Genomic DNA, 22,202 nt, shown 5'->3' on the forward strand with positions numbered 1-22,202 from the left:
CTCATCCCCCTGTTCTGATTATCAGGAGAAATGGATGAAAAAGAACAAGCAAATGAAACCAGACAATGTAGCAAAACGTCTATGGGCATTTTTTATCGTGCTCACCATGTGTATTACCGTGCAGCCTGTCGTGCCGGTAAAGGCGCAGGAGGCTGTGCAGACAGCGGCAAGAACGATCTATACGGAATTTAAAGATGGAAATTCTACCCATTCCGGAGATGGAAGCTATGGAAATCCCTACAATTTATTTGAGGATGCCTATGCGGCTGCCGGCAATGGGGATGAAATCTCAATTTTGGGAAGTGGTGCTTTTTTAAATGCCGAGGCTGCGGAACCGTTTATTTTTGATAAAAGCGTGACCGTCAACGGAAATGGAAATACTTTTTCCAACCGTAAGGGGGGATTTATCCTGAATACGGATGTGACATTTAAAAACATTACGCTGCGGTTTTCCAATCGTCTGCACGATGCAATTTTTGCAAATGGGCATAAACTTGTTCTTGAGAATGTTACGTGCGACAGCGGATTCCGCTATGTAGATATCTTTGGCGGATCCCTTTATGAGAATGGAAAGAATATGGGGAATCATCCGGGATCAGAGGCACAGATTCTGATTACGGGTGGTGGTACCAATCTGGGGAATATTTATGCCGGTTCCATGAATGGAACATATGACGGTAAGACACAGATCGTGCTTGCGCACGTTTCCGGTACGCAAAATGGGGAAATCTATGCATCCGGTGCCAGGGAACCATATGTAAATCAGGATGACTGGTTTTCCACGCAGGAGCCGGATCCACCGGCAGCGGATGGACAATATACGGTTTCCGGCGATGTGGAAATTTCACTTACCGGTTCCGATACGAAACAGGTGTACGGAGTATCTGAAAATCACGCAGGGAAGACATTTCTGACCATAGATACCGACCAGTCCTATACCGGAATTCCAGGTATAAGCAAAGTAGGAAACCTCACAGTAAAGGGCGGTGGAACATTTGCACCGGCAGCGTTGGACAGCTGTACGGTCAGACTGGAAGGGGCAAGTGCGATTGATCTTTCCCAGATGGAAACTCCACAGGTACATTCGATTGTGAGTGCGGATTCAGCAGGAAACCGACTGATCTTAGGGAAAGAACAGAAGCTGAATGTTACAGATACCATTACGGGTGCACTTACATTTGAAACCCTGAATGGAAGAAATGGAAAATCCGGAATTGCGGAGTATGGTCACACCTATCTGGAACTTGGAAGGGCTGCGGATACGGCGGTTTCTTTTATACCGACAGACGGACAGGCGGGGATGACACTGGAACGGACATCGTCTGGAAATGGAGAAATCTGGAAAACCAGTGAGTTGTCAGGGAATGAACCGGTTGCAGTAAAAAATATGACCATAAAAAATCCGGTACTTTTGGCGAATGTTTCGAATATCAGGAATAGTGATAAATCGTATTATCTGGATGTTGAATGGCAGGAAGGGACACCCGAAAATGGGAAAACTTTATATCAGGTTCCACTTACATACGAAGTAGAGTTCAATAATCATATATATTATTCAACGGTTGGTGATGATGGAAATGCCAATGTTTCGGATCTTAGACTGGCATTTCATCAGGCCACAGATCAGGACGGGGTACATACAATTACACCGGAATTTTATGAAGATGCTACTAGTGGGGAACTGAAACTGCCAGAACCGGGAACCTACTACATCACAATCCGTCCATTTTCAGCAGATGAACAAATTGAGCAGAAGGTAGTTCTGATTGTAAACAAAGATCCGGATACATCCGGTTCGGCGGTTACTTCACGGGAAACAACCACTACGATAGAAGGATTACCAACGGCCGTGTCCATGCAGGATGAACTGAATCTTACTGTGCGGACGGTCTATACAGATAGCAGCTTACCGGGAAAGAACGTGCCGTCTGCTGGTTTTTCAGTATACATTAACCAGACACCTTATGAAGTATCCGGCATCACGCTTCAAAACGGAGAGGCAGCCATAAAGATTCCGGTTTCAGAGGCAAACGGATTTCATATGGGAGAAAATGCAATTACAGTTTCTTATGCAGGAGCAACCAATGAAAATGATAGGGCACTTCCTTCTCAGGCAAACAAAACCGTGACAGTAAATCCAATTGCCGTAAAGATGCAGTATGATACCATCCAGCAGACAGCTGCATACACAGGGTTGAAACAGAGCTGCCTTGTTTCCACGGTAAATGTAGTCCGAACGGACAACGGACAGACGGTAGATTCGCAGGTAAAGCCTGAAGTTTTCTATCGGCAGGATGGGAAAAATGTTGTTCCGGTGCAGCCGGGCAGCTATGAGGTGTGGTTTAAAGTAACTGGAAACCAGTACGATGTGATAGCGGAAAAAGTCGGAACCTTTACCATTACAGCGGCGAAACCATCGATTCGTCTTACGGCAGAGACAGAAAACGGTAATTCCGTACATCTGTATGCAAAGGTAGATGGAGTCCGAAATGGCAGTATTCCGCTTGGTTCGATTTCTTTTTATCAGGACGGAACCATAATAAAGGCACAGGAAAAACTCGTATATGGGGAAGCCGATACGGTTGTATCAGGCTTAAAACGTGGCGGTTCTTATCAGTTTAAGGCAGTATATGAGCCGGATGATAAGGATGGACAGACTTATTACGAAACAGTGACAAGTGAAGCCGCGACCGTTACAATCAAAGAGGACAGTTCCACCGGAGGCGGCTCATCTTCTGGAGGAAGTGGAACAACCGGAGGCGGCTCATCTTCCGGAGGCGGTGGAACAACCGGAGGCGGCTCATCTTCCGGAGGCGGTGGAACAACCGGAGGCGGCTCATCTTCCGGAGGCGGTGGAACGACTGGAGGCGGCTCATCTTCCGGAGGAAGTTCTGGTGGCGGAAATACTTCGGGTGGTAACACAGCCGGAGGGGAAACACCGTCCAACGGAAATACAGCTGGTACACAAACACCGTCCGATGGAAACGCGGCCGGACAAAATACACCAACCGTGACCGTTACCGGAACCCAGAAAAATAAAGCCATCAAAACAACGGTGACCGCTGATCTGATAAAACAAACCATGGAAGAAAACAATGGAAAACACACAGATGTGACGATCCGGGTCACCGATCCGGCTGGCAACATAAGCTATACACTGACCGTAAATACAGCAGACATACAGACCGGAAACAAGCTGTATGTGTGTGCAAAAGATCAAAAGACAGGTGCCTATGTCCTTGTAAACGACAAGAGTTATACGGTTACAAAAGCCGGAAATGTGAATTTTTCAGCAGATTCCAATAAGGATTATGTCCTTATGGATCAGAAAGATATGGATCAGGTCACAACGAAAATATTAAAAACGGTTACATTGAAGAATAAAACCGTTCAGGTGAAGAAGGGAAAACAAAAGAAGGTTTCTCTGGCAGCCACCTTAAATATGGACAATGTAAAAAGCATTTCTTATCAGAGCAATAACAAAAAAATTGCATCTGTAAACAAGAAGGGTACCATAAAATCGAACAAAAAAGGAACTGCGTCCATTCGCGTGACAGTAACCTTAAACAATGGAAAGACCAAAGTTTTAAAATTAAAAGTCAAAGTCAAATAGCAGATGCAGGAAAAGACAAAACCCCGGAAATAAATATCCGGGGTTTTTGTTTTACCTAGAGAGAAAGTGCACACTGATCAATTTTTTCCAATTCTTCCTCCGTAAACGGAGCAGAGTTTAACACTTTCAGATTTTCAAGAATCTGTGCCGGGCGGGAAGCTCCGATCAGAACGGAAGTGACCACACCGTCACGGATGACCCATTTGAGTGCCATCTGTGCAAGGCTTTCACCACGGGCAGCCGCAATCTCATTCAGGCTCCGGATACTTGCCATCCGCTTTTCATCAAACTGATCCGCATGCAGGAAACGTCCGTCCGTGTTGACACGGCTGTCTTTTGGAATACCGTTTAGATAGCGGTCGGTCAGCATACCCTGCGCGAGCGGGCTGAAAGAAATAATTCCTTTCTTCCCATCTGCCGCGGCCTGTTTTAAACCGTTTTCTTCAATGGTACGGTTAAAGATATTGTAGGAATTCTGGTTGATAATAAACGGGCAGTGCAGATCTTCTAAGATGGCAGCCGCGCGTTTCATCGTTTCCCCGTCGTAGTTGGACAGACCGACATACAGTGCTTTTCCGCTTCGCACGATCTGGTCGAGTGCACCCATGGTTTCCTCCAGCGGTGTATCCGGATCCATGCGGTGGTGATAGAAAATATCCACATAGTCCAGACCGAGCCGTTTTAAGCTCTGGTCAAGGCTGGCAATCAGGTACTTGCGGCTGCCCCAGTTTCCATAAGGTCCCGGCCACATGTCAAAACCGGCTTTGGAACTGATGATCAGTTCATCGCGGTAGGAAGAAAGTTCTTCCCGAAGGATCTTCCCGAGATTTTCCTCCGCACTGCCTGGCTGCGGTCCATAGTTGTTTGCCAGATCAAAATGTGTGATCCCGTGGTCAAATGCCGTAAAGCACATCTGTCTCATATTTTCATAAACACCGGTATCTCCGAAATTGTGCCAGAAGCCCAAAGATACTTCCGGCAGCATCAGTCCGCTGTCGCCGCAGCGGTGGTATTTCATGGTTTCGTAACGTGATTCATTTGTGTGATACATAAGAAATCCTCCTTAGTTTGTAAAAAAATTATCATAAATGCCAAATCCAAAGATAAAAAGCACAATCAGTGGCAGAATATAGGTAATGTAGCCGCGCATCCAGTTTTTAATTTTTAATCCTTTTCCGGTATTGGCTTCGGTTGTGTAGTTTTTCCAGCCCCAGCCGTAGCGGCTTGTGCAAAACAGCAGATATACCAGGGAACCGAGAGGCAGGAACAGGTTGCTTACCAGAAAATCTTCCAGGTCAAGCACAGACCCGCCAAAGATTGAAAAACCTTTCCAGTTCCATACATTGTATCCGAGTACACATGGCAGGGAGAGTACAATGATCAGTACCAGATTAACGGCACAGGATTTCTGGCGGCTGCATCCGGTCAGTTCCATACCGCAGGAGATGATGTTCTCAAATACTGCCAGGATTGTGGAAAACGCTGCAAAAAACATAAACAAAAAGAACAGGCTTCCCCAGAGTCTGCCAAGCGGAATATGGTTAAAAATATTCGGCAGGGTGATAAAAATCAGGCTTGGTCCGGAAGTCTGGTCAACATGGAACGTAAAGCATGCCGGAAAAATGATAAGTCCGGAGGTGATAGCAACAAACGTATCCAGAATGGCAATATTTACCGATTCACCAAGCAGAGAGCGTTCCTTTCCGATATAACTTCCTAAAATTGCCATCGCGCCGATTCCAAGGCTTAACGTGAAAAATGCCTGGTTCATGGCACCCGTAATGGTTTTTGCAATACCGATCTGTTTCATCCGTTCAAAGTCCGGGATCAGATAAAAGGCAAGGCCTTCTTTTGCACCATCCATAAAAAAGCTGTTGACCGCCAGAATGATCATGATGATAAGCAAAGAAGTCATCATGACCTTTGTTACTTTTTCCAGACCGTTCTGCAGTCCACGGGAGCAGACAAATACGCCGGCGCAAACAACTACCACCATCCAGAAGCCCATGGTCAGAGGTTTGCTCAGCATTGTGGTAAACTGTCCGGATACACCGTCGGCATCCAGTCCCTGAAACTGTCCGGTGACCGTCATATAAAAATAATGAAGCATCCAGCCGGTGACCGTTGTATAAAACATCATAAGAAGATAGCAGCCGATCAATGTGATAATCCCGTGGATATGCCATTTCTGTCCGGGTTTTTCCAGTGCCTGGTAGGCTTTGACCGGACTTTTCTGGCTGGCACGTCCAACCGCAAATTCCATCGTCATGATCGGGAGTCCGAGAATAATCAGAAACAACAGATAAAACAGCACAAAGGCACCGCCTCCGCCCTGTCCGGCAGTGTATGGAAATTTCCATACGTTTCCAATTCCGATCGCACATCCGGCTGACAGGAGAATGAATCCCAGACGGGATTTTAATTTTTCTCGTTCTTCCATAAAATAATCCACCTTTTTGTAAACATTGTATAAAATACAAACGAAATTATACAATCTGTTGTGAGAAGTTTCAACCCTTTTTGACGAAATTTTACCAGGTATGTGTTGTATTTTTTTACAGATACTAGAGGAGAAGGTTGCGGAGTGTTCATGTTCTGCAATCAACAAGATTATCTTATGGAAAGAAAGAGGGTTAAACCATGGTTTTAACAGAAAAAGAGATGGCTACAATTGAGGATCTGCACACACAGGAACTTTCCTGCGTGGAGAAGTACAAACGTTACGGACAGGAAGCAAAGGACCCGGTGCTTCGGGATTTATTCGCTGATCTTGAAAAGAAAGAGCAAAAGCATGTGGAATCTCTGGAACAGGTCATGAAAGGCAGTGTCCCGTCCTGTAACGTCAATGACAGGGATGGAAAGATGTATGAGCCAAAGGCAACATATGATTCCATGACCAATCCGGAAGATAAGAAAAACGATAATTTCCTTGCCACGGACAGTATCGGTTCTGAAAAAATGGTGTCCGGAACGTATAATACCGATGTGTTTGCATTCGGGGATTCCGATGTGCGCAAACTTCTGGCAGATATCCAGGTGGAAGAACAAAACCACGCGGAGATGCTCTATAAATATAAAACCGTAAACGGCATGGCATAGCCGGCATGTGGAGTGGATGTCCCAAAGCATCCACTCTTTTTGTTTTTACAAAAGGATTACAGAAACCGGATAGTATATCTTACATAACCCGTTTATTATAAATCCTGTAATAAATCTTACAGATTTCACAAGGAGAACAAAAGAATTATGAGAAAAAATGTGATGAAACTTACAGCAGGAGTTCTCTCCACCGCTGTATTGGCAGGAATGTTTGCCACTGGTATCCCGACAAAGATTGCAGCAGCAACGGAACACTGGAATGATGCTTCCCGGGAGTCTACAGACTGGAGCAACTGGAAAAAGAACTGGGCTGCTTACAGCAGTGAGTATGAACATGTATCGCTGACTCCGGGTGCGGACGAGACAAAATTAAATTATGCATGGTACAGCAAAACGGCTGAGACTCCAAAGGTGAGAATCTCTACCAGACAGAATATGGATGGTGCGACAGAGTTCACCGGAGCGCAGACCGAAGCTGTGACCATAGATACCACAAAATATTTTTCCAATAAAGTAACCGTAAGCGGGCTCAAAGAAAATACCAGCTATTATTATCAGGTATTTCAGGATGGAAAGTGGCAGGATACACAAAACTATACCACACAGGCGTTTGATGAATTTTCTTTCCTGTATGTCGGGGATCCGCAGATCGGTGCTTCGAAAGGTCAGACCAGCAGTGAGAGTGAAAAGATGGAAAATGCAGGAAATGTTGTAACTTCTGCACCGGAAAAAAATCTTGCAGCAAGAAATGACAGCTATAACTGGAACAACGTATTAAATGAAGCACTCGAGGATCATTCCGATGTAAGTTTTCTTGTGTCCGCAGGAGATCAGGTGAACTACGGAAGCAACGAGCGGGAATATGCAGGATATCTTGGGGCAGAGGCACTGACTTCCCTTCCGGTAGCAACGACCATTGGTAACCACGACAGTGTTTCGAATCAGTACAGCCTGCATTTTAATAATCCAAATGCTTTTTCCGATACCGATACCAATTATGTACAGGGAAAGACAAAGGCAGGAACCGATTACTATTATCGTTATGGAAATGTCCTGTTCATTGTTCTTGATACAAACAACTATAACTGTGCAACGCATGAGAATGTCATGAAAAAAGCAATCAATGAGAATAAAGATGCCAAATGGCGTATTGTGGTATTCCATCAGGATATTTACGGCAGTGGTTACGACCATTCCGATTCCGATGGTATGGTGCTTCGTACACAGCTTACTCCACTGATGGATAAGTATAAGATTGATGTGGTGATGCAGGGACATGATCATACCTATTCCAGAACCTTCCAGCTTGAGGGGGATGGAAAGGATCATACTTCTTACAGCACTTATGGATACAAATCTGTAGAGGAAGCTGAAAAAGACAGTGATTATCAGGCACAGAATAACTGCTATGAAATCGTAAACAAGACCGTTGGCGGAACCGTTACCAATCCGGAAGGAACCGTATATTTAGAGGCAAACTCTGCAACAGGTTCAAAATTCTATAACCTGATTGCTTCCAAACAGGACTTCATTTCTGAGAGAAGCCAGACCTGGACACCAACCTATTCCGTCGTAAAAGTAACGGACAAAAAGTTTTCTGTAACAACTTATGATGCAACGACCAGAAAACAGTTACAGGGATCTACTACATATACGATCGTAAAAGATGCGGTAAAGCAGACCATTCAGGCGAAGAACTCTTACAAAAAAACCGTAGGAGACAAAGCCTTTTCCTTAAATGCAAAAGCAAAAACACCGCTTACCTATACCTCTTCCGACAAAAAGATTGCAACTATTGATAAGAACGGAAAAGTTACCGTAAAAAAGGCCGGAAAGGTTACAATTACGGTGAAGGCAGCAGCAACCAGCCAGTATCAGGCAGCAGGCAAAACAATTACGATTACTGTTACAAAGAAAGCAGTAAAGAAAGCAGTTAAATAATAATGAAGAAAAACTGGAAAAAAGTTTTAGTGGGAACCCTTTGTCTGGTGGGGTTCCTACTGTTATTAGTCAAAGGAAACCAGTTCGAAAAAGTATCCCTGATTTCCACGGAAGGGCAAAGCTATGAGAAAGCAGTCGTGACAAAGATCACGAAAGATAATCTGGCAGAAGATGGAAACCGATACGGGACACAGGAGGTGCGCGTACAGGTCAAATCCGGAGCATATGCAGGGGAAGAGTTTGATGCCGTCAATCCAAGCGGTTCCTTGTTTGGCATGGAGAACTGTGAAGTTGGTTCGCGCGTAATTGTCATTGTCAGTTCCACAGATGATAATGCTGTCGTTACGGTATACAGCAAAGACCGTACTATGGCAATTTATCTGTTTGTACTTTTTTTCTGTCTGGTGATATGTATTATAGGTGGGAAAAAAGGAGTCAAAGCCATTGCAAGTCTGGCATTTACCGGTGTGTGTATTGTTTATCTGATGTTTCCGCTGATGTACCGGGGTATTTCACCGATCGGTATTACCATTGTTGTTGTCATTCTCTCGACATTGCTGACCCTGTGGCTTTTGGGCGGAGTCTCTAAAAAGACGGTATCTGCAGTGGTGGGAACGGTCAGCGGTGTGGTTGTGGCAGCCGTAGCCGCAGTTGTGTTTGGAAAAGCCGCAGGCATTACCGGGTATAATGTGTCTGATATCGAAACGTTGAATTATGTGGCACAGAATACACACATAAAAATAGGACAGCTTCTGTTTTCGGGAATCATTATAGCCGCACTTGGGGCAACCATGGATGTTGGCATGTCAATTGCATCCACGATTCAGGAACTGCACGAACGCAGTCCGCAGCTGGGGACAAAAGAGTTGTTTGTGTCGGGAATCCGTGTGGGGCGCGATATGATGGGAACCATGGCAAATACACTGATTTTTGCCTATGTCGGTGGTTCGTTGTCTACGCTCGTTGTCAATTATGCATACAATCTGAGTTATAATCAGCTGATCAATTCTTATGTAATCGGAACAGAAATCATGCAGGGACTTTCGGGAACTCTTGGGGTTGTGCTGACCGTACCGATTACCGCAGCTGTAGCGGCAGTGCTTATCGGAAAGAAAAAGATAGTAAAAGAACCATTGATGCAGGACATTTATGATGGCGCAGATGATTATGAAGAACCGGAAACAGACGGTGAATACGGGGAAGATGTTTAAATGGGACATATGTGAAAAAAGTTATGAGATATGTCCCGAACCTAAAAGAAAGTTTTATTTTCTATATGTCCACTATCAATTTGGAAAGTGATAGAACACTTGATTTTCTTAACAAACACATGCAAATCTGTTTGTTAAAAAATGGTCTGGAAAATTCAATTCCGAAACAATACCAGCGTATTAAAAATATATTGACATTTACGAACTTTACGCTATAATAGAATCAAACATATGAACAAATGCTCATATGAAAGAATGATAAAATGAAAAAGGAAAGTATGGAGGAAACCGACGATGAAGAAAACTTACAAAATTGATGTGGATTGTGCAAACTGTGCAAATAAAATGGAGGAAGCTGCAAAAGCTACTACCGGAGTAAAGGATGCAACTGTAAATTTCATGACACTGAAGATGAACGTAGAATTTGAAGAGGGTGCAGATGCAAAAGCGGTTATGCAGGATGTGTTAAAGAATTGTAAGAAAGTGGAAGATGATTGTGAGATCTTTCTTTAAATCCGGCTTTTCCCATAGATATCAGTCAGATTGGAGGACACCATGAATAAAAAGCAGAAAAAAGTATTGAAACGAATTATTGTGGCAGCAGTGCTTCTGGTTATCATCGGGATTGCAGGAAGCGTTGTTTCCATACCCAAGTGGCTGGAGTTCCTTTTCTATCTGGTTCCGTATTTTGTGATCGGTTATGATATTCTGCGGAAAGCCTGGAAGGGAATCTGTAACAGGCAGATGTTTGATGAAAATTTTCTGATGGCAGTGGCAACCATCGGAGCGATCGCCCTCGGTGATTACAAAGAGGGCGTTGCAGTTATGCTGTTTTATCAGATCGGAGAGCTGTTCCAGAGTTATGCAGTCGGTAAGAGCCGCCGGAATATCAGTGATCTGATGGATATCCGGCCGGATTATGCAAATATTGAAACAGACGGTCAGATGGAAAAAGTAGACCCGGATGAGGTGGAGATCGGCACGGTGATTATTGTACAGCCGGGCGAAAAAGTTCCAATCGACGGTGTGGTTGTGGAAGGACATTCTTCCCTGAATACCAGTGCACTGACGGGAGAGAGTGTTCCGCGGGAAGTCGCTGTGGGAGAGGAAATCATCAGTGGATGTATCAATATTTCCGGACTGTTAAAGATCCGCACCACAAAAGAGTTTGGAGAGTCTACGGTTTCTAAGATTCTTGATCTGGTGGAGAATGCAAGTTCTAAGAAATCACGTTCCGAGAATTTTATTTCCAGATTTGCACATTATTATACACCGGCAGTCTGTTACGGCGCGCTGGCACTGGCAATACTGCCACCGCTTGTCCGCATGCTGTTTATGGGGCTTCCGGCAGACTGGGGCATCTGGATTTACCGTGCACTGACATTTCTGGTTATCAGCTGCCCGTGTGCGCTGGTCATCAGTATTCCGCTCAGCTTTTTTGCAGGAATCGGAGGTGCCAGTGCAGAGGGTGTTCTGGTAAAAGGTTCCAACTATCTGGAAACACTTGCGGGAACGCGCACGGTTGTCTTTGATAAGACAGGAACAATTACGCAGGGGGTATTTGAAGTCTGCGGAATTCATGGAACAAACTGTGCATCCGGCAGCTGTCCGGTTGTGTCCGGACATCCGGTATATACGAAGGAGGAAGAACAGCTGCTGGAATACGCGGCACTGGCAGAGTGCCATAGCACACATCCGATCAGTGTCAGCCTGCAGAAAGCCTATGGCAGGAAACTGGATGTGGACCGGGTCACAGATGTACAGGAAATCGGTGGACACGGTGTGATCGCAACGGTAGACGGACACAGGGTTGCAGCAGGAAATGACAAACTCATGAAAAAAGAAAAAATTGCGTACCGCAACTGCAGCTGTACCGGTACAATCGTACATCTGGCAGTCGATGGTGTCTATGCCGGTCATATACTGATTTCAGATATGATTAAGCCGAATGCGGCGGCTGCCATGCAGGCACTGAAAAATTCCGGTGTGCACCGGCTGGTAATGCTGACGGGTGATGATGACCGTGTAGCACAGCAGGTAGCAGGGGAGGTTGGAATCACGGAAGTACATTCCCAGCTGCTTCCGGCAGATAAAGTTTCCGAAGTGGAAAAACTGTTGCGGACCAGGGAAGAAAAGAGTACCGTTGCCTTTGTCGGGGATGGCATTAATGATGCACCTGTGCTTTCCCGTGTTGATGTTGGAATCGCTATGGGAGCACTTGGATCGGATGCGGCGATTGAGGCAGCAGATGTGGTACTGATGGATGATGATCCGCTCAAGATTGCGAAAGCAATCCGTATCGCAAGAAAGTGCCTGCGGATTGTATATGAAAATATCTGTTTTGCAATCGGGATTAAACTGCTCTGCCTGTTTTTGGTAACGATAGGTATTGCAAATATGTGGATGGGAATTTTTGCAGATGTCGGTGTTATGGTGATTGCTGTGCTGAATGCAATCCGCGCACTTTTTGTAAAAAAATTATAGGGTATAATTCTGCCGGAAATGTTCCGGTGGAGAGGAGGAACTTCATGGAAAAAGAAAAGATTGAATGCTGTAGTGAAAATCAGGTACATCCGGATCTGCTAAAGATCGTGAATGACACGATGCCGGAAGAAACGGAACTGTATGATCTTGCAGAATTATTTAAAGTGTTTGGAGATTCCACCCGTATCCGCATCCTGTTTGTCCTGTTTGAAGCAGAGGTGTGTGTCTGCGATCTTGCAGCGGCATTGTCAATGACACAGTCTGCAATTTCCCACCAGCTTCGGATTTTAAAACAGAATAAGTTAGTCAAATGCCGCAGGGAGGGAAAATCTGTTTTTTATTCCCTGGCAGATGACCACGTCCGGTCAATCATTGCACAGGGCAGGGAGCATATTGAGGAAGATGTAATATAAGGATGATACCATATGGGAGAAAAGGACATTCGCGGTGGATGTCCTTTTTTCGTACAGACGGATCTTAATATTTATTTAAGTTTCTTTAAAGATAGCCTTTTTTGGATATGAAACTGCTATAATAAAGGTGCAGTAGAAAAAATACATCAATTAAAATATGAGGTAAATACATATGGAAACTTATGAAAGCGTAAAAAGTAATCCGGTGCAGCCGGAGCAGAAAGAAAAGAAAAAAGGCGGTGCATGGAAAGGGATTGTAGCGGTGATTCTTGCGGCAGGCGTTGTGGGAAGTACCACGATTTCTGCGTTTAATCTGGTGACTCTAAAATCCTATATTGCAGAGCAGAAAAAGGAAGAAAATCCTGAGACTACCGAGGATTACGTAAAGATCGCAGATAATTATGAGATCAAACCTACCACAAATATTTCGGATGCCTACAAATCCGGCGATACTTCAAAGCTGACAGACAAAGAAAAAGAAACCCTTGATATGGCAAAAAAAGCGATCAAAGATATGAAGATTACGGACAGCATGTCTGATTTTGAAAAGGAAAAGGCGGTGTATGACTGGATGACCAAAAAGCTCCAGCAGGATTCCGGGGCACTGACCGTTATTCCGAGTACACAGGAAGACTGTGATAATCCATACGGTGTGTTAAAATACCACAATGCCGTATGTGTCGGTTATGCGACGACATTCCGCATGTTCATGCAGATGATGGGAATTGAATGTAAAGTGGAACATAATACAGAAAAATTCCATAGCTGGGATGTGGTAAAAATTGACGGAGACTGGTACATTACCGATATTTATTCCGATGCAGGAAATGGAAATTATGCGAACTTTAATGTGACGGATGCCATGTATGGACAGTCCCAGAGCTGGGATCGCGATTACTTCCCGGCAGCTAACTCATTAAAGTACAATATGGCATACCAGAATAAGAAAACCGTGGACAGTATATATGATCTGCCGAAAGCATTGCGTGCTGCTATGGACAAAAAGCTTGGCGGGGTCATGGTTGCGTTTAAAGAGGATATTACAGAGGAAAAAGCGCAGGTGGCAAATGCCATAGCTTCTTCCATTGACAATTTCCTGATGTCCGGAAACTATAAGGATATGCCATACAGTCTGGGAACTTACAACTGGATTCAGGATCCGGATGGAAAAGGATATTTGTTTAATGTTACCATGCCGGGATATAACACGGACAATACAAGCCAGAATATCAGCGAAAAAGAACAGAAAAAAATCGACAAGGCTGTCCAGAAAGCATTTCAGGGACTGGAATCTGCAAACGGAGATGGCATGATGATGGATGGCGCAAGTGCTGATATCGGAAATAAGGATATGACCATGGATGATGCGGCACAAAATGGGGCAACGTTCAGTACGGAAGAAACTGTGGAGGCCAGATAACAGATGAAAAAACAAAAAACGGGTTGGAAACTTCTGCTGATGCTGACCATGCTGGTGATGTGTGTGGGATGTGGTGCGAAGAAAAACACTTCCGGTTCTGTCAGTATGTATGACCTGCGCACGGCGATGGAAGCAGCGGATCCGGATCTGCCGGAGATGCTCAATGCCAGCAGCGCAGAAAAAGATGCAGAAGATAAGTTTTCCAATATTTCTGACATGGACTATAAAAAAGTGGACAGTTATTTTGTAAGCTATTCTTCGGATGGACACAAAGCAGATGAAATTGTAGTGATTGCCGTGAAAGATAAGGCAGATGTGGATGAGGCAAAAGAAAGCCTGACAAAGCATCAGCAGGATCGGTATAATTTGCTGCAGTCCTATGAACCGAAGCAGGTCAGCCGGATTCAGGATGGGTTGGTTTTTACGAAAGGGCAGTATGCAGTCCTTATTATCACAAGCCATAATGATGATGTGCGGAAAGCGTTTGAAGATACCATAAAAAGTAAGTAGTATAAATAGGATCGTGTTTGAGTAAAATATAGAAATAAAAATGCAACATTCTTTTATAGAATGTTGCATTTTTATTTACACATAATATATCGGACGATTGTTATGTTACTTAACCCCTAAATTCAAAAAAATAAAAATATTACTTAAACCTTTGTGGGCATGGAATATAATGCCTTTTCGTATTCCTCCAAAGAATATTTTTTTAAAATCTGTTCTTTGGTCAGACCAAGATCAAGCATATTTTGAATCGCTTCGAGTCTCTCTTCACGTTTACCTTCGAGTTTACCTTTTGCTTCTCCCTGTTCCAGCAATTCCTCAGATCGTAATTTCAAAATCTTACCACCCATAATCTCACCCAATCCTTTCCTGATAGTGTTGTCCTCCGGAATAATATAATTCGCAATCTCTTTAATTAAGACAATCATATTCATATAAAGATGTGATTTGCTTTCTTTTTCCGATGCCTTTTCCAAGCAGTGGTTAATTTTCCGGAAATCATCCAGCAGATGCTGCAGTTTCTTCGAATCTGTTCCATTGTGTTTTAAAAAATGCTCATACCGCAAGATATGGTACGGAAGTAAAATTAGCAGTCGTTTTTCGAAAATCTGATCCACAGTATATTTTTTCGCCTGCAAAACAGGAACGCGGTAATGTACTTCCTGACCGTCCGCAAACTTCACAATCGCTCCGTGATATTCTGGAAGCGATCGGTGATTGCGTATATAGAGTACGCATGACTGCGGAAATTCAATCTCCCAGATATCGTTTTCTTCAAGAGAAGCATGTTCAATTGCAATCGAAATATCATACTCAAACATCCGGATGACCATCGTCTCATCTTTTGTTGACTGGCACTCTAGATGATACATGCGGTTGTCGATCCGAATAATTGAGTCCGTGATTATCGTTCCATACTTTTCGTAATGTTCGTTTCGCAGCTGTTCAAAGTGTTCCGCTTCGCTGTAAGAAGTGTGGAAAACTTCATTGATCAGTGGAATCAAAAGTTGCGGCATTTTTTGCGCGATGGTTCGAAATACATCGTCAAAAATCGTGCTGTGTCCTGTAGTGTTTTTTGCGTTGGCATCCGGCAACGAAGTTGCCACAATGTCAGTGTTCCCCATGTAGTATCCTACCTTTCTTTTAGTATATATCATAAACATCTGTTTTTACAATATGGAAAATATAAGAAACAGTTGTTATGACCGGTTTTATGAAGTTGTGATTCCAATAGTGATTTACGAGCGAAATACTCTCCATGATTGCTTTGCACTACTTTTCCGGCAGTGCCTGTCTGGCATCAGATTTGGAATTATATGTGTTTATTGGAAATAGAATAACGTATTTACAAATAGAAGTCAAATGTTTTTATTATGAAGAGAACGCTTTGTATTGTGGTGCAGCAACAAAGCATTCCCATATTTTTATAAATTGATGTTCAGATAAACAAGATCTTTTTCATCCTGTTCAATTCCGAGATACCGTTTAGTGATGTGGAAAGAAGAGTGATTAAAGACATTCATTAAGAGAGCCGGCTGGACTCCTTCCTGCCATGCATAATAGCCAAAGGTTTTCCGGAGAGAATGACAGCTGATCGCCTCTTCACTGGTTGTATGTGAGGCATCTTCTTTAATAATGCGGTAAGCCTGTGAACGGCTGAGCGGTTTATAAGGGTTTGTCCGTTTGGAGAAAACATATTCTTCCGGATCAGGATTCTTTTCCATAAAATATAGATACAGGGCATTTTTCGCGTTCTGGTTTATCGCAATATAATTTCTTTTTCCTGTTTTATGTTCCCATATCAAAAGGTGATCCCGAAAACAGTTCTTTTTAAAATCATAGACACTTCTCCAGCGAAGATTTAATAGATCGCTGATTCTTAGTGCAGTGTTTAATCCCAATACAACTAAAGTATAATTTCGCAGATGCGGTTTTACCTGCTTGTAGTATGAACTGAAATTCTGCAGTTCCTGTCGGTTTCGGATCGGTTGTGTTGTTCCCATAAAAATTACTCCTTTCAAGTCAAAAATAAAATGCTTTTGTGACATAAAATGCAACATTCTATAAAACATTGTCGCATTTTTGAAATAAAAAGAAAAGAAGCATTTTATAAAAATGCAGATGCGTAAGAAAATGCGCAGGACATACCCGAGGAAACAGGGTATGGAATACATACATGGAGGTAACAAAATGCTGAAACTTTCATTGAAACAGGGGCAATATGTAAACATTGGTGATAACATCCGTGTGGTCTATGTAGGTGGTTCGGGAAATCACGCAAGGCTGCTCATTGATGCCCCACGGGAACTCAACATTGCCAGAAGTACCACGGAAGAAAATCCGGCACGAAAGAGAGAAACCTATTATGCAGAGCCGGGTATTTCCAGGGAGGCACAGCAGGAGATTAAACGAATTCTGTGGAATGAGCGGATGAAAGCAGAAGCAAAAAAAGATGCAGAGAGTTTAAAAGATAAATTTAACGCTTAGCATCACACAAACATTTGGTAATAAGCGGGGCACACCCGGGACGCTTCGCTTATTGCGGTACATCGAAAGGTGTATGGCTAAATATACAAGGTTGCAAAGCATCACAGATGCTTGTGACGCGCTACTATGAAGTGACGCAATAAGAACACCTTAGGAAAAGGATTTCCGGAGGAAAAGACATAATACCCCGCATAGCGGGAGTTCAAGGAGGATTCAATTATGAGTATGGTAGTACAACACAACATGCAGGCAGCAAACGCAAACAGAATGCTTGGTATCACATCCGGAGCACAGGCTAAGTCAACCGAGAAGTTATCTTCCGGTTACAAGATCAACCGTGCAGCAGATGATGCAGCAGGACTTACCATTTCCGAGAAGATGAGAAAGCAGATCCGTGGACTGGACAAGGCTTCTTCCAATGCACAGGACGGTGTATCTTCTGTACAGACCGCTGAAGGTGCTTTAACAGAAGTTCACAGCATGTTACAGCGTATGAATGAGCTTGCAGTTCAGGCTTCTAACGGTACAAACTCCAAGGATACAGACCGTAAGGCTATTCAGGATGAGATCGACCAGTTAAATACAGAGATCGACCGTGTTGCTGAGACAACCAAATTCAATGAGATTTACCTGTTAAAGGGTGATGACGGTGAGAAGACCGTTAATATGAATGCACATGATGCCGGATTAAAGGGAACATTAGTTGATAATGGTTCTGGAAAAGCAACATTTACCATGAAAGCACTTTCCGCAGGAGACAGTGTAAGCATCGGAGGAAAGAACTATACAATTGGAAGTACAGCAGCAGATGCACAGAAAATTGTAGATGCACAGAAAAAGGTTGGCGGAAAAGTTACCGTTAATGGTGTAGAGTACACTTATGATAATGCAGATACAAAATGGAAAGATGCAGATGGTAATGATGTAAAGATTGGAACTGGTGCAAATGCAGGTGAAATTAAAATTGGTGCTGGTGACAAAGTATCCGATGGAACAACCACTTTAACAGCTATGACTGATGAAAAAAATGCAGCAGGTGCAGCTACAGCAGATGGTGTTGATGATAATGATAATAGCGTTATCACCGCAGAAAAAGCTTATTCATTAGCAAAAGATGAACTTGTTGCTGCAAATCATATTGGTGATACAGAAAATACGGCAGCAGTAGCTCAGGATACTACGAACAAGAATATATTTAAAATTACAACAGGTTCTGCAAAAGTTGCCAACACATTAAGCTTCAGCCTTCATGTAGGTGCAGATGCTGACATGACCAACAAGATCACAGTCGACATCGACACTATGAATTCTGCAAACCTTGGAATCAAGGGCTTAAACGTAACTGACAAGAACGGTACAGCAGCAACCTACGCAATCGATGCTATTTCCGATGCAATCTCTAAGGTTTCTTCCCAGAGATCCGCACTCGGTGCTGTACAGAACAGATTAGAGCACACCATCGACAACCTGGATAACATTTCCGAGAATACATCTTCTGCTGAGTCTCGTATCCGTGATACAGATATGGCAAAAGAGATGGTAAACTACAGCAAGAACAACATTCTTGCACAGGCTGGACAGTCTATGCTTGCACAGGCTAATCAGTCTAATCAGGGTGTACTTTCTCTGTTACAGTAAAAGTAAATATGATCATTATAAATCAAAAGGGATTCTTCGGAGTCCCTTTTGGTGTATTCAGATAAAGAAATGGAAGATAATATGGCAGAAATTTCAGAAGATAAAATTAAATCAATAGACTATTTATTTAACCGAATTATATCAGAACGTGTCAGGGATTCCATGGAACCGAAGTATAGTCTTTTAATGGGAGCGGGATGTTCCGTTAGTTCACAAATTGTTTCTGCAAAAGATATTATTAATATGCTTAAAACGATAGTATATTTAAGGGAACTTCCGACAGAAGATACACAAACACCATTTTTGGATTTAGAGTATGGAAAATTAGTTCCGTTTCTCAAAAGATGGTATGAAAAAAATCAGGATAATGAGAAGTTTACAGAATTTGTGGAACAAAAGGAACAGCAAATACGAGATGATATTTATAAAAAAATAGATACCATGCCAAATTACTATGAAGAAGTTTTTTATAATATAATACACAAAAGATATCAAGGATATGAGGATCTGCCGAAAAACGAAAAAACAATTATTTTGAAACAATTATTAGAAGAATATGAAGATAAAATACAATCGGATATGGAATATAGTTTCTGGTTTACAAATTATTCTACAGCATCGGAGGATATTCATGGATTTTTGTCAGAATTAATGCATAATAAGCAACCATCCGAAGCATATATTTTATTGGCAGATTTATATATAAACAAACTATTTTCCATTGCATTTACTACTAATTTTGATAATCTTCTGGCAGAAGCATTAAGCTTACTGGGAGTGCGAAGTAAGGAACTTTGGTTTGATTCCAATGAAGTGGATAATACATTAAGTAAAACATCTCCCAATATTGTAAAATTGCATGGCGATTATATGTATCATAACACAAAGAATCTTTCGCGGGAAACTCGTAAACTGGCATCACCTCTGCAAAAACATTTACAGAATGTTTTAAGTAAAGGCGGATTAATTGTAATAGGTTATTCAGGAGCGGATAATTCTATTATGTATACTTTAGAGAAACTTTCAGAAAAGTATTCATTTCCGCTGTTTTGGTGTGAAATGGAAGAGAAAATTATACAGGCTAATGTACATTGGAGAGTTAGATCGTTAGTTGAAAATTCTGAAAATGCATATTTCATCAAAATAAAGAATTTCGATGAATTTGTTAAAAAATTGAGAGAAAATTATATGATTTATTCGAAACTACGAAGAGATAAAAATGGTAATTTAAAAAAAAGTAAAATGGAAGATTCTGAAAGAGATAAAAATGATGTTCTATATGATGATAAATATTTATCTGAAGCGCTAGAAAAAGTTCGTAACATTATTAATGAAGTATTGGATGAAAATGAAAAATTGAGAAATCGAGTGACTGTCGTACCACCACCAAGTCAAAACTTATTCAAATTAGAAGAGGAATTGTAATATGGATAATGTATTAGAAATGTTAAACGCAAAAAAGAGCAAAGAGTTAATAAATTTTAAAATGAACAATATAGACGATTTAACCATAAAAGAAAATGAAGTAGATATGGAACAACAAATTCAAGATGAACAACAAGAAAAAAAGAAAGAAATGCTTAATGAATTATTTGATGATACTTCAATAAAGGCAGAGCAATCGCCGTTTCGTACATATCCAGATGATAAGCAAAAAGCATTAGCAACAAAATGTTTTATTGATCTTGGAAAGGTAATTCAACAGTATAGAAATGGTGAGATTGATGAAAGAACAATCCGAGTTTTACATATTATTGTAAAACATCAGTACATAACAACAAGGCAGATTCGACAGTTATATTTGTTAACTTATCATTTATATATAAAACTGGATATATTGTCAAAAATTTTAAATCGTATGATGGAAAAAGGGTTGATAGCAGGATGTATAATTGAAAGTTCTATGGGAAATTCTGATTTTCGCTGTTATTGTGTTGATTATAATGGAGTACGTTTATATACTGCGATTAAATCAGAAAATGTAAATTGGAAACGAACAGACACTATACAAAAAGCTTACATTATTAAAAGAAATATTGCTAAAAATCAATTTTTAATTAATTATTTAAAATATTATAACATATCGTATGAATCACAACCACGTCTTGTATGGAACAAAGGGGGTATAGAAATGGCTGTCAAACCGGCTCTGCAAATGAAGTTTGATATACAAGACAGTATGGATAGTATTGTTTTCTTAGTTGAAGTAATACGTACATATGATGGGTGGGAAGAAGATTATATTAAGAAATTAATTCGATATGGTCAGTACCTTAAAAGTGTAGAAGATACACAGTCTTTAAAAAAATATTATATTGTTGTTTGTGCCGAGTCAGAAAAGCAAGTAAATGACGTAATAAATATTTATTACGATTTGAAAACAAGAAAACAGGTATCAGAGGTTTTGGGGATACAAATTTGTTATACTTGTGATATATTGAATCTGGATGGACATTATAGAGGAAGTTTACTTTCAAATTTACGTACTTATCAATATGATACAAAAACTGGTAGTTGGACAGAGGAAAAAATAAAAGAATTTACCTGCGAAACCCATGATTGGAGAGATTTTGACTTTACAATAGATCGGATAGAGCCCTCCACTTCAGAAAAGAAAAAAGAAGAGAGTGATACTGAATATATAGACAGAGAAGATGAGGAAGAGAGAACTGGGAAGCAGATGCTTGCTGTGCAAATATATAACGCAGTAATACAGCAGGGCTATCAGTTTCCTGAGCTTATGGTTCGAATGGCACAGATTTTAAAAAAAGCAGAAATTAACTATAAAGAATGGGGTTATGCAAAACTGAGAAGTTTATTTAAGGATTTATCTTATTTCTACAGTGTCCATGAGGAATCGCCTGTGCAGCAGACAATTACATGTACAGATGCTCTTTTAGATATTATAAATGGAAAAAAATCAAAGTCTGTAAATGTAAATCCTAAACAGGAAGTGTCATTTGATCAAAACGTGAAAGAACAAAATATTTTTTATAAATATTTTATGGACAGAATGAATTCAGATAAGGATTGGGCGGGAGTACTCAGAAATGATATTTTTTGTTATCGGAACTGGAGTATGACAGTAAAAGTGCTTGAAAATATGACTCATATTAACGATTTAAGTGAAATTGGATGGTATAATTTTATTGCATATGTATATAGTCAGGCGAAAGATAGCAATACAATCCTGAAGAATCGAACAGGCAGTTATATGGGATTTTGCATTGAACTAAATTCTTTTACAGATGAAAAAATATATTTAATTGCAAAATTGAATAATCGGGAAAATCCTAAATGGATATTAGAAGGATTGGCAACGGCTAGTTCACGTAGATTGGGAGAGATTTTAAGGGACGAACTAGGAGTATTGTAGGAGTCTATGTTTT

Annotated in this window: 17 protein-coding genes; 13 read left to right on the plus strand and 4 right to left on the minus strand. The window is 41.5% G+C overall.

Annotated features, from left to right (window positions below; genetic code table 11):
• The first annotated feature begins 34 nt into the window (after positions 1-34).
• On the plus strand, positions 35-3,613 hold the full coding sequence (locus M72_RS05595; RefSeq protein WP_055067496.1) for an Ig-like domain-containing protein: 3,579 nt from the start codon (positions 35-37) through the stop codon (positions 3,611-3,613).
• 55 nt (positions 3,614-3,668) lie between these two features.
• Here the strand turns inward: M72_RS05595 and M72_RS05600 are convergent, their stop codons facing one another.
• Positions 3,669-4,664: an aldo/keto reductase gene (locus tag M72_RS05600; RefSeq protein ID WP_055067497.1), complete on the minus strand. Its 996-nt coding sequence runs from the start codon at positions 4,662-4,664 to the stop codon at positions 3,669-3,671.
• A 12-nt stretch (positions 4,665-4,676) separates the two neighbouring features.
• Entirely contained in the window at positions 4,677-6,053 is a 1,377-nt protein-coding gene (locus M72_RS05605) for a sodium-dependent transporter (RefSeq protein WP_055067498.1), read from the minus strand.
• A gap of 200 nt (positions 6,054-6,253) precedes the next feature.
• Here M72_RS05605 and M72_RS05610 point away from each other — a divergent pair, with 200 nt between their 5' ends.
• The 8 genes from M72_RS05610 to M72_RS05645 all read left to right on the plus strand — a co-directional run bounded on the left by M72_RS05610 (position 6,254) and on the right by M72_RS05645 (position 14,691).
• A complete protein-coding gene (locus tag M72_RS05610; protein WP_022045056.1) occupies positions 6,254-6,712 on the plus strand; it encodes a ferritin-like domain-containing protein in 459 nt (152 codons plus the stop codon).
• A 147-nt stretch (positions 6,713-6,859) separates the two neighbouring features.
• A complete protein-coding gene (locus tag M72_RS05615; protein ID WP_055067499.1) occupies positions 6,860-8,653 on the plus strand; it encodes a metallophosphoesterase in 1,794 nt (597 codons plus the stop codon).
• Positions 8,654-8,655: 2 nt separating this feature from the next.
• Entirely contained in the window at positions 8,656-9,864 is a 1,209-nt protein-coding gene (locus tag M72_RS05620; protein WP_082413801.1) for a YibE/F family protein, read from the plus strand.
• 294 nt (positions 9,865-10,158) lie between these two features.
• Positions 10,159-10,377, plus strand: a complete 219-nt coding sequence (locus M72_RS05625) for a cation transporter (RefSeq protein WP_022045060.1) — start codon at positions 10,159-10,161, stop codon at positions 10,375-10,377.
• 42 nt (positions 10,378-10,419) lie between these two features.
• Positions 10,420-12,348: a heavy metal translocating P-type ATPase gene (locus M72_RS05630; RefSeq protein ID WP_055067500.1), complete on the plus strand. Its 1,929-nt coding sequence runs from the start codon at positions 10,420-10,422 to the stop codon at positions 12,346-12,348.
• 44 nt (positions 12,349-12,392) lie between these two features.
• A complete protein-coding gene (locus M72_RS05635; RefSeq protein WP_055067501.1) occupies positions 12,393-12,761 on the plus strand; it encodes an ArsR/SmtB family transcription factor in 369 nt (122 codons plus the stop codon).
• Between the two features lie 172 nt (positions 12,762-12,933).
• Entirely contained in the window at positions 12,934-14,181 is a 1,248-nt protein-coding gene (locus tag M72_RS05640; RefSeq protein WP_022045063.1) for a transglutaminase domain-containing protein, read from the plus strand.
• Between the two features lie 3 nt (positions 14,182-14,184).
• A complete protein-coding gene (locus M72_RS05645) occupies positions 14,185-14,691 on the plus strand; it encodes a DUF4358 domain-containing protein (protein ID WP_055067502.1) in 507 nt (168 codons plus the stop codon).
• Positions 14,692-14,834: 143 nt separating this feature from the next.
• Here M72_RS05645 and M72_RS05650 read toward each other — a convergent pair whose 3' ends face one another.
• Together M72_RS05650 and M72_RS05655 are read right to left on the minus strand one after the other, a co-directional pair.
• The gene (locus tag M72_RS05650) at positions 14,835-15,812 is read right to left on the minus strand and encodes an RpnC/YadD family protein (protein ID WP_055067503.1); all 978 of its coding nucleotides are present in this window, start codon (positions 15,810-15,812) and stop codon (positions 14,835-14,837) included.
• Positions 15,813-16,112: 300 nt separating this feature from the next.
• Positions 16,113-16,691: a tyrosine-type recombinase/integrase gene (locus M72_RS05655; protein WP_055067504.1), complete on the minus strand. Its 579-nt coding sequence runs from the start codon at positions 16,689-16,691 to the stop codon at positions 16,113-16,115.
• Positions 16,692-16,878: 187 nt separating this feature from the next.
• Here M72_RS05655 and M72_RS05660 point away from each other — a divergent pair, with 187 nt between their 5' ends.
• The 4 genes from M72_RS05660 to M72_RS05675 all read left to right on the plus strand — a co-directional run bounded on the left by M72_RS05660 (position 16,879) and on the right by M72_RS05675 (position 22,189).
• Positions 16,879-17,175, plus strand: a complete 297-nt coding sequence (locus M72_RS05660; RefSeq protein ID WP_022045067.1) for a carbon storage regulator — start codon at positions 16,879-16,881, stop codon at positions 17,173-17,175.
• A gap of 225 nt (positions 17,176-17,400) precedes the next feature.
• Positions 17,401-18,813, plus strand: coding sequence for a flagellin N-terminal helical domain-containing protein (locus tag M72_RS05665; RefSeq protein WP_055067515.1), 1,413 nt, complete (start codon positions 17,401-17,403; stop codon positions 18,811-18,813).
• 81 nt (positions 18,814-18,894) lie between these two features.
• Positions 18,895-20,238 (plus strand): SIR2 family protein, encoded by a 1,344-nt coding sequence (locus M72_RS05670; protein WP_171029202.1) that lies wholly within the window; start codon positions 18,895-18,897, stop codon positions 20,236-20,238.
• 1 nt (position 20,239) lies between these two features.
• On the plus strand, positions 20,240-22,189 hold the full coding sequence (locus tag M72_RS05675; protein ID WP_055067506.1) for a hypothetical protein: 1,950 nt from the start codon (positions 20,240-20,242) through the stop codon (positions 22,187-22,189).
• Positions 22,190-22,202: the final 13 nt, after the last annotated feature.

Source organism: Roseburia faecis, from assembly GCF_001406815.1.
GTDB lineage: Bacteria > Bacillota > Clostridia > Lachnospirales > Lachnospiraceae > Roseburia > Roseburia faecis.